This is a genomic window from Rhodococcus sp. G-MC3 (assembly GCF_030063335.1).
GTDB lineage: Bacteria > Actinomycetota > Actinomycetes > Mycobacteriales > Mycobacteriaceae > Rhodococcoides.
The window spans coordinates 72,866-85,689 of sequence record NZ_JASISW010000024.1; the positions used below are offsets into that span (position 1 = coordinate 72,866).

Here is a 12,824-nt window from a genome sequence, read left to right on the forward strand (position 1 = left end):
AACAGCGCTGCAGTAAGAAAGCGCTGAAGTAAGAGAGCCATGAAGCTTGAACTACGCGGCATCACAAAGCGTTTCGGATCACTCGTCGCCAACGATTCCATCGACCTGTTCGTGGAATCGGGTGAGATTCACGCTCTGCTCGGTGAGAACGGCGCGGGTAAGTCGACGCTGATGAACGTTCTCAGTGGGCTCTACCGGGCCGAGGAAGGCGAGATTCTGCTCGATGATGTCGTCCAGAATTTCGCAGGGCCCGGTGAGGCCATGAGCGCCGGAATCGGCATGGTGCACCAGCACTTCATGCTGATTCCGGTGTTCACCGTTGCCGAGAACATCATCCTCGGCAACGAAACCACTTCGGCAGGTGGAAGACTCGATCTGAATGCGGCGCGCACACTGGTGCGCGAGATTTCGGCGCGCTTCGGATTCGACCTCGACCCCGACGCAAAGGTCGACGACCTTCCCGTCGGAGTGCAACAGCGTGTCGAGATCATCAAGGCGCTCAGTCGCGACGCCAAAGTATTGGTGTTCGACGAGCCGACTGCCGTTCTCACTCCGCAGGAAACCGACGACCTGATGCGGATCATGCGGGAACTGGCGGAGTCGGGAACAACAATTGTGTTCATCACACACAAGTTGCGTGAAGTGCGCGAGGTCGCGGACCGAATCACGGTGATCCGGCTCGGCAAGGTCGTCGGTGAGGCGAAGCCCTCGGCGTCGAACACCGAACTCGCTGCGCTGATGGTCGGCCGAGATGTGCAGTTGACCGTGTCGAAGGAACCCGCGAAACCCGGGGAGGCGGCACTCGTCGTCAAAAATCTGACGGTGTTCGACGGACTCGGCCAAAAAACGGTCGACGACATCAGCTTCGAGGTTCATGGCGGCGAGATCCTTGCGATCGCAGGCGTTCAAGGCAACGGGCAGACGGAGTTCGCTGAAGCCCTTCTCGGCGTTCAGGAACACGTCATCGGCGAGATAACGTTGAACGGTAAGTCCCTGATCGGTCTTCCCGTCCACGAAGTGCTCGGTGCCGGAGTCGGGTTCGTTCCCGAGGACAGGACGGTGGACGGGCTCGTCGGTGAATTCACCATTGCCGAGAACCTGATGCTCGACCGCTCGAGCGGTGAGCCGTTCGTCAGGCGCGGTGCTGTTCGCCGAGAGTTTCTCGACGAGTTCGCCGCCGAGAAGGTCACCGAATTCGACGTACGAACTCCCGGCATCGGCACAGCGGTCGGCAGACTGTCCGGCGGTAACCAACAAAAAGTAGTTCTCGCACGAGAATTGAGCCGCGAACTGCGATTGTTTGTCGCTTCGCAACCGACGCGCGGTATCGACGTCGGCTCGATCGAGTTCGTGCACAAGCGCATCGTGGCCACCCGCGACTCCGGCATCCCGGTGATCGTGGTGTCCAGTGAGCTCGACGAGGTCGCGGCTCTCGCGGACCGAATTGCCGTCATGTACCGCGGAACGATCGTCGGCATCGTTCCGGCCGATACGTCGCGCGAAGTTCTCGGATTGATGATGGGTGGAGAGAATGGCTGACGCAGACAAGGCGTCGGATCAGCAGCCGTCGCGGGCACATCTGGTGCTCCGAGAAATCTTCACCGGGGGCGCGATCATTTCGGTGCTCGCCGTTCTGCTGGCGATGATCGTCGGAGCCGTACTGATCGCCGTCACCAACGACGACGTCCAGGAGAGCGCCGGATATTTCTTCTCCAGGCCCACCGACATGTTGTCCGCGATCTGGAACTCGGTGTCCGGTGCCTACTCGTCACTGTTCCAGGGATCGGTCTACAACTTCCGCCGACCGGGTTTCGAGAACGGCATCAAGCCCCTCACCGAGACGCTGACGTTCGCGACGCCGCTGATCGTTGCCGGTCTCGGTGTGGCGCTTGCTTTTCGGGTCGGAATGTTCAACATCGGTGGGCGCGGCCAAATGCTCATTGCCGCAGCGTGTGCAGGCTGGGTCGGGTTTTCCCTTCAGCTTCCGGCAGGCTTGCATCTGATCCTCGCGATCGCGGCGGGTGTCATCGGCGGAGCGGTGTGGGGCGGTATCGCCGGAGTGCTCAAGGCGCGAACCGGTGCACACGAGGTGATCGTCACGATCATGCTCAACTACATCGCGTTCTACCTCGTCGCCTACCTGCTGCGTACACCGGGAGCGCTGCAGGCGCCAGGGTCCAACAACCCGAAGACCGCGGCGATCGAATCGACGGCGGTGTTCCCCAAGCTGTTCGGTGATCGGTACACCCTTCATCTCGGCTTCGTGCTGGTGATCGTCGTGACGATCGGAGTGTGGTGGGTGCTGGAGCGATCCTCGCTCGGCTTCCGATTCCGGGCCGTCGGTGAGAACCCTCGTGCCTCGAAGATCGCCGGTATCAACGTCGACCGGATGTACCTGTACGCGATGGTTCTCTCGGGCGCGCTCGTCGGACTGGCCGGAGTCGCACAGGTTCTCGGCACAGTGACCACTGGTTTCGGTGCCGACATCGACGCAGGCATCGGATTCGATGCCATCACCGTTGCATTGCTCGGACGATCGAAGCCGTGGGGAGTGTTCTTCGCGGGCATTTTGTTCGGCGCCTTCAAAGCGGGCGGCTTCGCGATGCAGGCGGCGGAGGGGGTGCCCATCGACATCGTGCTCGTCGTGCAGTCGGTGATCGTGTTGTTCATCGCGGCACCGCCGCTGGTGCGAGCGGTTTTTCGATTACCGGCCCCCGATGCCGAGATCGCTGCCCGCGCCGATACCGCGAAGGTGGGCTCGCTGTGACCGTCGTGGAAGAGCAAGAGATCAGCACACCCGCCAAGAGTTGGAAAATACCGGGCGTGCTTGGTGTCGCGACGCTACTTGCTCTTGTGCTGTTCGTCTTTCGAGCAGGAGTGGGCACGACGACGTTCGGGCTGGCGAGCGAGAACGACTTCTTCCAGCTTCCCGCGGTCAGCGTGCCTGCGCGGGGAACCTGCATCGTGGTGTTCGTCGTTCTCGCTGCTGTCGCCGGTTACACGGCATGGAACGTGTTCCGCCGCGCAAGGACTCCGGCGTGGGTCCTCGCTGTGTTCGCGGTGTTGTTCGTCCTCGGGTTCCTGACGTGGGCGGCGGCGGGGGAGACCGTCCCGGTTCCCGGTCTGCTGATCGGTGCCGTCGCGCTCAGCACGCCGTTGATCTTCGGTGCGATGGGAGGCGTGATCTCCGAACGTGTCGGCGTCATCAACATCGCGATCGAAGGGCAGTTGCTCTCCGGTGCGTTCGTCAGCGCGGTCGTCGCGTCGCTGACCGGGTCGACGTACATCGCGTTGCTCGCGGCCCTCGTCGCCGGAGCGTTGACGTCATCGCTCCTGGCGATGTTCTCGATCAAGTACTTCGTCAACCAGGTCATCGTCGGAGTCGTGCTGAACGTGCTGGTGGTCGGACTGACGAGTTTCCTCTACTCGGTGGTGCTGACGAAGAACACCGACACACTCAACTCGCCGCCACGATTCGCACGCATCGAGATTCCGCTGCTCTCGCAGATACCGGTCGTCGGGCCGGTGTTGTTTCGCCAGACGTTCATCGTCTATCTGATGTACGTCGTTGTCGCACTCGTGTGGTTCGGGCTCTTCCGAACGAAGTGGGGTCTGCGGTTGCGAGCCGTTGGCGAACATCCGCAGGCCGCGGACACCGTCGGCATCGATGTCGCCGCCACACGGTTCTGGAACGTCTGTCTGGCCGGCGCCATCGCGGGCCTGGGAGGTGCGTACTTCACACTCGGATCCGTCGGAGCATTCGGGAAGGAAATGACGGCAGGCGCAGGTTACATCGCGTTGGCAGCCGTCATCTTCGGTCGGTGGGATCCCCTGAAAGCGACGATGGCAGCGTTGTTGTTCGGTTTCGCATCCAATTTGCAGAACGTCCTCGGCATCATCGGATCGCCCGTGCCGAGCGAGTTCATGCTGATGCTGCCCTACGTGGTGACGATCTTCGCCGTCGCCGGGTTGGTCGGGCACGTGCGTGGGCCTGCTGCAGCAGGAAAGCCGTATGTGAAATCGTGATGTCGGCGGCGCTGGAGCTTTCACCGGCATGAAGCCGGGAGCCTGCCAGGCTGTGCCCCAACTGACTCGTCAGTAGGGCTGATGTCCGTTGTGACGGCTTTCACTGTAAGGTTTTGGCATCTTTCCGATGTATTTTCGAAGGAGTGTCATGAGCTTCAACAGCCCCTTTCCCGATGTCGAGATTCCGAATCTGAGTGTCTACGACTATCTGTTCGGGTCCATCGCGGAGGCTGACCTCGGCAAGCCCGCCCTGGTAGACGGCACCTCCGGGGATGTCACCACGTATCAGTCGCTCATCGGACAGATCGACGCAGTCGCAGGCGCGCTCGCCGCTCGTGGTCTGGGGCTCGGAGACGTCGTCGGTGTGCATTCGCCCAACGTCCCGGCCTTTGCTTCGGTGCTGCACGGCATTCTGCGCGCTGGTGGCACGGCCACCACGATCAACGCGCTCTACACGGCCGAGGACATCGCCAAGCAGCTCACCGGCTCCGGCGCGAAGTTCCTCTTCACCGTCTCGCCGCTGTACCCCCAGGCCAAGGCCGCTGCGGAGAAGGTCGGAATCCCCGACGATCACGTCATCGTTCTTGACGGCGCCGAGGGCCACCCGAGCCTGCGCGACCTGCTGACTCAGGGCGCACCGGCACCCGAGGTGTCGTTCGATCCGTCCACCCACGTCGCAGTGCTGCCGTTCTCGTCGGGCACCACCGGTGTTCCCAAGGGCGTCATCCTCACGCACCGAAATCTCGTGGCGAACGTCGCGCAGATGGAACCGCGCGTCGGTATCACTACCGACGACGCAATCCTTGCGTTGCTGCCGTTCTTCCACATCTACGGCCTGACGGTGCTCCTCAACATTGCGCTCAAACTGCGTGCGCGGCTCGTCACGATGCCGCGGTTCGAGCTGGCCGAGTTCCTGCGGATCATCGCGGACAACAAGCTGACCTATCTGTTCATCGCACCGCCGGTGGCAGTCGCGCTGGCCAAGCACCCGCTGGTCGACCAGTACGACCTCTCCAGCGTCCACACCGTCTTCTCCGGTGCTGCTCCGCTCGACGAGGAGCTCGGCAAGGCCGTCGCGAAGCGTCTCAACACGCGGATCCGTCAGGGTTACGGCATGAGCGAGCTCAGCCCGGTCAGCCACGCAATCCCGTTCGACCGCGACGACATGCCGCTGAGCTCCGTAGGCCTGCCGCTGGCGAACACCGTCAACAAGCTCGTCGATCCGGAAAGCCTCGAAGAGATCGAGCTGCCGACCGAGGGCCTGTCGAAGCCGGGTGAGCTGTGGGTCCAGGGCCCGAACGTGATGGCCGGTTACCTCAACAACCCAACCGCGACCGCCGAAACCCTCGACGAGGACGGATTCCTACACACCGGTGACATCGCCGTCGTCGACGCCGAGGGCGTCGTCTACATCGTCGATCGCCTGAAGGAACTGATCAAGTACAAGGGCTACCAGGTTCCTCCGGCGGAGCTCGAAGCTCTGTTGCTGACGCACCCGGAGATCGCGGACGCAGCGGTCATCGGAGTGATCGACGACGAGGGCGAAGAGGTGCCGAAGGCCTTCGTCGTGCTGCAGGCCGATTCCACGCTCGACGAGGCGGGCGTCATCGCCTTCGTCGCCGAGCGCGTCTCGCCGCACAAGAAGGTTCGCAAGGTCGAATTCATCGAGACGGTCCCGAAGTCCGCTGCAGGCAAGATCCTGCGCAAGGATCTGCGCGCCGCTGAATCTTCCAAGTAAACGGAAACTTCCAAGTAAACGGAATCATCCAAGTAACACACACGCTGCAGAAGGCCACCTACTCGAACGAGTAGGTGGCCTTCTTCGCTATCATTTCCCGGAAATTCACTGGGGGGTGATCCATGACCGAAACGATGTTGCCTGAACCACCGGATGGTCAGAGCGAGGTTCTCGAATGGTCCGGCAGTTCGTATCTGCGGATGTTGGGTCTGTTCGCGGTGGCGACAATATTGATGCTCGTGCTTGGACGCCTGGGGCGATTCGATGGCACATCCCGTGTTGTCCGCGGGTGAGCGCTGGGTACAGCAGGGTCGTCACTGGGTGGACACTTATGATCTCGTCCGCATCAGCGTCGGGCGCCGAGGCCGTAGGCGTCGCGTTCTCCACTTCGAGGACGGTTCGGGTCGACGGATTCGCGCGTATCCGTACAAAGAAGCGCGATCGGCGAACCCGAACATGTGGAAACTCGTCCTGGCCGGAATCATGGACTCGGCGGCGTCCGGCAGGTGTGATCCGTCGACGGAAGCGGTTCGGTTGCTTGATATTCCGCGTGAGCTGGTGATCAACGAGGACTCGGTTCGACGTGCCGACCGCGAGTTCGTCTCGACCGGACTCGTGGTGATCGCACTCGGGTTGTTCGTTGTCTTTCTCGGCATCGACTCCTCGCGAATGCTGTGGACCGCGGGCGGCGCAGCGACCGTGGTCGTCTTCGGGTTCCTGACTTACCGTGTGATTCGGCGGTAGTTGGGCCACCATGCCCACGTATTCGGGTATCAAGGACGTATGGACATCACGCTCGACATTGCTCAGGGCCGGTTGCGTGGACGCAGCACCGCTGGCATCGCCTCATTTTTCGGAATTCCGTACGCGGAAGCGCCGTTCGGTGCGCTGAGGTTCGCACCGCCAACAGCGCCACCGTCGTGGGAGGGGGTGCGAGACGCAGTCGCTCTCGGTGCGACGGCGCCCAAGATCGGCTACCGACCGCCGACCAGTGACATCCTGAGCGAGCCTGTGGTGCCCGGCGTGGATTGCTTGAACCTCAACGTATGGACCCCGGACGCCGCGGGCGCAGGTCTACCGGTGTTCGTGTGGATCCACGGCGGCGCATTCGTCAACGGCAGCAACGCTGTTCCCATCTACGACGGTGCAGCATTCGCGCGTGACGGCGTCGTCTCCGTCACTGTCAATTATCGCCTCGGCGCCGACGGGTTCGCGCGCATCGACGGTGCCCCGGCCAACCGCGGGCTGCTCGATCAGGTCGCGGCGCTCGAATGGGTACGTGACAACATCGCCTCGTTCGGCGGCGACCCCGCCCAGGTGACCGTTGCCGGGGAATCGGCAGGAGCCATGAGCGTCGGGACACTGTTGTCGATGCCTCGGGCTCGGGGACTGTTCAAGCGGGCAATTCTTCAGAGCGGCGCTGGGCACCATGTGATTTCGGAGCCGACGGCCTTGAAGGTGTCGGCAGCGCTGGCTGAGATGCTCGGAGTGAGCGCCGACGTAGCCGGTCTCGGCGGCGTTCCGGTCGGTGCGTTCGTCGATGCCCAGCGTGACCTCGGTGATCGAATCACCGTCGAGGCACCGACCGGCGTCTGGGGCGAGCTCGCGTTCAACATGATGCCCTTCGAGCCGTACATCGACGGCGACGTGGTGCCGGACTTGCCGTACACGCGGATCGCGGCGGGGGCAGGCGCTGATGTCGACATTCTCATCGGCACCACGAGCGAAGAGTTCGCGTTCTTCCTCGTCCCTGCAGGCGTCACCGACTACATCGACCTGGATCGAGTGCGGCTCGTACTGGGAGCCTTCGGCGTCGATGCCGAGGCCGCTCTGGTTGCGTACTCCGCGCAGCTCCCGGACGCCTCGCCGGGCGAGGTGCTGATTGCGGTGATGACCGACTGGTTCTTCCGGCTGCCCGCCGTGCGGCTTGTCGAGGCACGGAACGGGAGCGCGTTCGTCTACGAATTCACGTGGAGATCGACCTTGTACGACGGCCGACTCGGCGCCTGCCACGCATTGGAGATTCCATTCGTCTTCGACGTGCTCGACAAACCCGAGTCCGCGCGGATCACCGGGGCGAATCCCCCGCAGAAGTTGGCTGACGAGATGCACCGGGCATGGGTCGACTTCGTATCCGAAGGCTCCCCAGGATGGGGACAGTACGGTGAGACTCGCGTGGTGAAAATGTTCGGCGAGCAGTCCGAGATCGTTGACGATCCGCGTGCGGAGACTCGGGAGTTGTGGTCGACGGTGCGCTGAGTTCGAGCCAGCGATCTGCAGCGTCCAGCAGCACATCGCTGCGTCGTTTCGTCGAGTGGCACTTTTCTCAACCCCAGACGCGCATAGGGCACTTGACACGCCCGATAGGTCGCCACCGACGTCTACGGCCTTGCCCAGCGAGCGGCCGGCGGAACCGCGGTTATTGTCCATACCGTGACCTCACCGACTCAAAGGTTCGGGCTCTTCTCGATGCGCCCGCGCGACCCGGAGGAACCGCACCGCGCGGCGAGTCCGCTGGAGCTGTTCTTCGACCTCGTCTTCGTCGTCGCGGTCAGCATCGCGGCCGTGCAGCTGCACCATTCGTTGACCGAGGACCACGTCGCCGACGGCCTCGTCAGCTTTGCAATGGTGTTCTTTGCGATCTGGTGGGCGTGGATGAACTTCACGTGGTTCGCCACCTCGTTCGACACGGATGATTGGCTGTACCGGGTACTGACGGTCGTCCAGATGGCAGGCGTACTGGTGCTCGCCGCGGGCATCGATTCGGCCTTCACCGACAAGAACTTCACCATTCTGGTGTTCGGGTACGTCGTCATGCGGGTTCCGATGGTGGCGCAGTGGATACGCGCATCGAGTTCGCCTCTGCACAAGCGCACTGCACTCACCTACGCGGCGGGCATCTCGGGAGCTCAGATTCTGTGGCTCCTCTGGTTGCTGCTGCCCCAAGGCCCGTTGCAGAGCATCGGGTTCTTGGTGCTCGCTGTTGTCGAGATGTCGATTCCGTTCATCGCGGAAAGAAACGGCTCGACGCCATGGCATCCACACCACATCACCGAACGCTATGGACTGTTCACCCTGATCCTTCTCGGCGAGTCGCTGCTTGCGTCCTCGAATGCCATCATCGAGGCGCTGAACGAGGACGCAGCACTTGCACCGCTGATCTCGATCTCGGTCCTGACGCTCGTCGTCACTGCGAGCCTGTGGTGGATCTACTTCTGGCCACCACATCACCGGGCGATCAGTGACCTCGGAACTGCGCTGAAGTACGGCTATATCCACTACTTCATCTTCGCGGCGGCCGGTGCATTCTCGGCGGGCATCGAAGTGGAGATCGATGTGCTGACCGAACACAGTGCGCTCGGCGACGTCGCGGCGTCGTTCACCGTCACCGTCCCGATTGCAGTCTTCGTTCTCGGGGTGTGGTTCGTGGCAATTCGCCAGTACGCGGACAGAAGTGTCAACATCGCACTGCCTCTCGGCGCTGTACTGGTACTGCTCGACCCCGTCATTCCGGTCCCGATCACTCTGACGGCGGTCGTGATGATCCTCGTCGTCGCGGTGCTCGTGGTGCGCAGACCCACTTCCACGCAGTGACGGGCACGGACGCGACAAGCTCCCGATACGTGAGAAACTTTCCTCATGAGTATCGGAACCTTGATTTTGCTCCGCCACGGCGAGAGTGAATGGAACGCATCGAACCAGTTCACCGGTTGGGTGGATGTCCGCCTGACGGAGAAGGGCGAGGCCGAAGGCACGCGCGCAGGCGAACTGCTGGCAGAAGCCGGTGTGCTGCCCGACGTGCTCTACACGTCGCTGTTGCGTCGCGCGATCAGCACCGCGAACATCGCGCTCGACGCCGCCGACCGGCACTGGATCCCCGTCGTCCGCGACTGGCGGCTCAACGAGCGCCACTACGGCGCGCTGCAGGGGCTCAACAAAGCCGAGACCAAGGACAAGTACGGCGACGAGCAGTTCATGCTGTGGCGTCGAAGCTACGACACCCCGCCTCCCGCGATCGACACCGGCAGCGAATACAGCCAGGATGCGGATCCGCGCTACGCCGACCTACCGAGCGTTCCGCTGACGGAATGCCTCAAAGACGTCGTCGACCGGCTCATCCCGTACTTCGAGGAGACCATCGTCGCCGAGCTGAAGGAGGGCAAGAACGTCCTCGTCGCGGCGCATGGCAACTCGCTCCGGGCGCTGGTCAAGTACCTCGACGAAATCTCGGACGCGGACATCGCCGGACTCAACATCCCGACGGGCATTCCGCTGCAATACAACTTCGCAGCAGGCGACGGGAAGCTCGTGCCTTCGAACCCGGGCGGAACATACCTGGACCCCGAAGCGGCGGCCGCAGGGGCGGCAGCGGTTGCGAACCAGGGCGCGAAGTAACCGGCCAGTTCGGAACAGCAGGTGAACGATCGAAGAACACTGCCAACGAGGACTATGACGACCAGGGAAATGCCTGCACCCTGCGTATGTGAGCTGTCCATCGAACGTACGATTCCGCTGTGAGTGTTGCATCGGCCGTACTGCTGGCTATCGCCGCGGCCTTCGTCGGCTACCTCGTCGGTGGTGTTTTGATTCCCTACCTCGCGACGCGGCATTCGGAGAGGACTGCGGCGTCGTCCGGTCTGACGATGTCGCAGGTCCTGGACCTGATCATTCTCGCGTCGGAGAGCGGGATCGCCGTCGTCGATCGGTTCCACGACGTCGTGCTGTCGAATCCGCGCGCCGATGAGCTCGGTCTGGTGCGTAATCGACTCATCGACGATCGTGCGTGGGAAGCTGCCCAGAAGGTCCTTGCCGACGGCCACCCCGTCGAAGTCGACATCAGTTCCAAAGATCCGCGTACCACTACCAGCCGCGACCGTATGGCAGTGCGATGCGTTGCACGACTGCTCAGCAGGGAAGACCAGCGGTTCGTCGTGCTGTTCGCCGACGACGACTCCGAACAGGTGCGGATGGAAGCGACCCGTCGAGACTTCGTCGCCAACGTCAGTCACGAACTCAAGACTCCGGTGGGCGCGATGAGCCTGCTCGCCGAGGCACTTCTCGAATCTGCCGACGATCCCGATTCGGTCCGGCATTTCGGCGGCAAAGTCGTCGCCGAATCCAAACGCCTGGGCAACATGGTGACCGAATTGATCGCCCTCTCCCGTCTGCAGGGTGCCGAGAAGCTGCCTGATCTCGAGGTCGTCGACGTCGACACCGTCGTCAACGAAGCACTCGATCGATCGAAACTGGCCGCCGAGAACGCAGGCATCACGGTCACGACCGATCACCCCAGCGGCCTGGAGGTGCTCGGAGATCAGGCTCTCCTGGTCACTGCGCTCGCCAACCTCATCCAGAATGCGATCGCCTACTCACCGGACGGCTCGCCGGTGTCGGTCTCGCGCGCGCTCCGCAGCAGCTGCGTCGCATTCGCGGTGACCGATCGCGGCATCGGTATCGCCAAGGAAGACCAGGAGAGGGTCTTCGAACGTTTCTTCCGCGTCGACAAAGCACGGTCGCGGGCGACCGGCGGGACAGGCCTTGGGCTTGCCATCGCCAAACACGTCGCAGCCAACCACAACGGCAGCATCTCGTTGTGGAGCAAGCTCGGCACCGGATCCACCTTCACTCTGCAGATTCCTGCTTATTTCGAAGAAGACGACCTCGGGTCGACAGAAGGAGAACTACAGTGAGCGGGAAACTACAGTGACCAACGTGTTGATCGTCGAGGACGAAGAATCGTTGGCCGATCCTCTGGCTTTTCTTCTGCGCAAAGAAGGCTTCGACACCACCGTCGTGGGCGACGGCCCTTCGGCGCTCGCAGAATTCGACAGGGCTGGAGCAGATATCGTTCTCCTCGACCTGATGCTGCCCGGGATGAGCGGAACCGACGTGTGCAAGCAATTGCGTGCACGATCGGGTGTTCCGGTTATCATGGTGACCGCACGGGACAGTGAGATCGACAAGGTGGTCGGGCTCGAACTCGGCGCCGACGACTATGTCACCAAGCCGTACTCGGCACGCGAGCTCATTGCGCGCATTCGCGCGGTGCTGCGACGGGGGAGCGACGCCGAGCTCGACGGCGCAGCCGATACCGGTGTGCTGGAAGCGGGCCCGGTGCGGATGGACGTCGAACGTCACGTCGTGATGGTCAACGCCGAGCAGATCACGTTGCCGCTCAAGGAATTCGATCTACTCGAATACCTGTTGCGCAACTCGGGACGAGTGCTCACGCGCGGTCAGTTGATCGATCGAGTGTGGGGCGCGGACTACGTCGGCGACACGAAAACCCTTGATGTACACGTGAAGCGGTTGCGGTCGAAGATCGAGAGCGATCCAGCCAAGCCGGAGCATCTCGTGACCGTCCGCGGATTGGGATACAAACTCGAAGGTTAGGCGACTTCGTCGCACGTGAGTGGAAATACGTTGCAGGGGACGTATTTCCACTCACATGTCATTAGAACGGGTTGTAGACCCAGGTGTCGCGGAACGGTGAGCTCGCAACGTCGACGAGCCAATGACCTTCCTGCCTGCACTGTTTCACGACGTAGTGGCCGTCGCCGCGGCACTCGATCAGCCTGCTCGTTCCCCACGGACTGACGACGATCGATCGAAGCGCACTCTGAGCCGCACTGCCCGAATCAATTCCGCCTGGCTCGAGCACGCCGACGAACTGCCCGGTCGCGTCGTACCAGTTGTTGTCGATTTCGTCGGCCGACGCGGTGGGCGCCAGCATCGCGGCCGCGCCCAAGGCAATGGCGGTTGCTGCGAGCATCTTCTTCATCATTGTTGAGTAGCCTCTCGGTTCGATAGTTCCCGACAATCACATTGTCGGAACGAAGTGAACCGGAGAAGAGCTTTTCGGGTGAAATTCACCCGGAAAGGATCAGACGGCGATGGTGCCCTGATTCCGTTGTGAGTGGAAATACGTCGCCTGGAGCCTGTTGCTGAATTATTTTGTCGGTGATGGATCCTGCGGCAGGGCTGCGGTGTTTCGGTGCCCGATGGGGGGTGTATTTCCTGTCATCGGGTGCCCGGGGGCCCGCAGGGCCCGTGCCGATCA

The 12,824-nt window shown here is 62.3% G+C and carries 11 protein-coding genes; 10 read left to right on the forward strand and 1 reads right to left on the reverse strand.

All coding sequences use genetic code 11. The features are described 5' to 3' along the window. The first annotated feature begins 39 nt into the window (after positions 1 to 39). From QMK17_RS22115 to QMK17_RS22160, 10 genes are all read left to right on the forward strand, one after another. Entirely contained in the window at positions 40 to 1,539 is a 1,500-nt protein-coding gene (locus QMK17_RS22115) for an ABC transporter ATP-binding protein (RefSeq protein WP_283511454.1), read from the forward strand. Then, complete coding sequence (locus QMK17_RS22120) at positions 1,532 to 2,767, forward strand: ABC transporter permease (RefSeq protein WP_283511455.1); 1,236 nt, start codon at positions 1,532 to 1,534, stop codon at positions 2,765 to 2,767. The genes QMK17_RS22115 and QMK17_RS22120 overlap by 8 nt, the downstream gene beginning before the upstream one ends. Beyond that, complete coding sequence (locus tag QMK17_RS22125) at positions 2,764 to 4,026, forward strand: ABC transporter permease (protein ID WP_283511456.1); 1,263 nt, start codon at positions 2,764 to 2,766, stop codon at positions 4,024 to 4,026. The genes QMK17_RS22120 and QMK17_RS22125 overlap by 4 nt, the downstream gene beginning before the upstream one ends. Before the next feature lie 148 nt (positions 4,027 to 4,174). Beyond that, positions 4,175 to 5,764, forward strand: coding sequence for an AMP-binding protein (locus QMK17_RS22130; RefSeq protein ID WP_283511457.1), 1,590 nt, complete (start codon positions 4,175 to 4,177; stop codon positions 5,762 to 5,764). Positions 5,765 to 6,028: 264 nt separating this feature from the next. Continuing rightward, a complete protein-coding gene (locus QMK17_RS22135) occupies positions 6,029 to 6,508 on the forward strand; it encodes a hypothetical protein (protein ID WP_283511458.1) in 480 nt (159 codons plus the stop codon). 39 nt (positions 6,509 to 6,547) lie between these two features. Continuing rightward, positions 6,548 to 8,023, forward strand: a complete 1,476-nt coding sequence (locus QMK17_RS22140; RefSeq protein ID WP_283511459.1) for a carboxylesterase/lipase family protein — start codon at positions 6,548 to 6,550, stop codon at positions 8,021 to 8,023. A 210-nt stretch (positions 8,024 to 8,233) separates the two neighbouring features. After that, on the forward strand, positions 8,234 to 9,358 hold the full coding sequence (locus QMK17_RS22145) for a low temperature requirement protein A (protein ID WP_283511466.1): 1,125 nt from the start codon (positions 8,234 to 8,236) through the stop codon (positions 9,356 to 9,358). A 45-nt stretch (positions 9,359 to 9,403) separates the two neighbouring features. Next, a complete protein-coding gene (locus tag QMK17_RS22150) occupies positions 9,404 to 10,159 on the forward strand; it encodes a phosphoglyceromutase (RefSeq protein ID WP_283511460.1) in 756 nt (251 codons plus the stop codon). A gap of 119 nt (positions 10,160 to 10,278) precedes the next feature. Beyond that, a complete protein-coding gene (locus QMK17_RS22155; RefSeq protein ID WP_283511461.1) occupies positions 10,279 to 11,454 on the forward strand; it encodes a sensor histidine kinase in 1,176 nt (391 codons plus the stop codon). A 13-nt stretch (positions 11,455 to 11,467) separates the two neighbouring features. Beyond that, positions 11,468 to 12,157 (forward strand): response regulator transcription factor, encoded by a 690-nt coding sequence (locus QMK17_RS22160; protein WP_283511462.1) that lies wholly within the window; start codon positions 11,468 to 11,470, stop codon positions 12,155 to 12,157. A gap of 61 nt (positions 12,158 to 12,218) precedes the next feature. Here the strand turns inward: QMK17_RS22160 and QMK17_RS22165 are convergent, their stop codons facing one another. Beyond that, positions 12,219 to 12,548, reverse strand: coding sequence for a hypothetical protein (locus QMK17_RS22165; protein WP_283511463.1), 330 nt, complete (start codon positions 12,546 to 12,548; stop codon positions 12,219 to 12,221). Between the last annotated feature and the right edge of the window lie 276 nt (positions 12,549 to 12,824).

Bases quoted from the DNA above. Each gene is read 5' to 3' on its own strand.
- QMK17_RS22115 (WP_283511454.1), top strand. From the start codon at position 40: ATGAAGCTTGAACTACGCGGCATCACAAAGCGTTTCGGATCACTCGTC.
- QMK17_RS22120 (WP_283511455.1), top strand. From the start codon at position 1,532: ATGGCTGACGCAGACAAGGCGTCGGATCAGCAGCCGTCGCGGGCACAT.
- QMK17_RS22130 (WP_283511457.1), top strand. From the start codon at position 4,175: ATGAGCTTCAACAGCCCCTTTCCCGATGTCGAGATTCCGAATCTGAGT.
- QMK17_RS22135 (WP_283511458.1), top strand. From the start codon at position 6,029: ATGGCACATCCCGTGTTGTCCGCGGGTGAGCGCTGGGTACAGCAGGGT.
- QMK17_RS22140 (WP_283511459.1), top strand. From the start codon at position 6,548: ATGGACATCACGCTCGACATTGCTCAGGGCCGGTTGCGTGGACGCAGC.
- QMK17_RS22145 (WP_283511466.1), top strand. From the start codon at position 8,234: ATGCGCCCGCGCGACCCGGAGGAACCGCACCGCGCGGCGAGTCCGCTG.
- QMK17_RS22150 (WP_283511460.1), top strand. From the start codon at position 9,404: ATGAGTATCGGAACCTTGATTTTGCTCCGCCACGGCGAGAGTGAATGG.
- QMK17_RS22165 (WP_283511463.1), bottom strand. From the start codon at position 12,548: ATGATGAAGAAGATGCTCGCAGCAACCGCCATTGCCTTGGGCGCGGCC.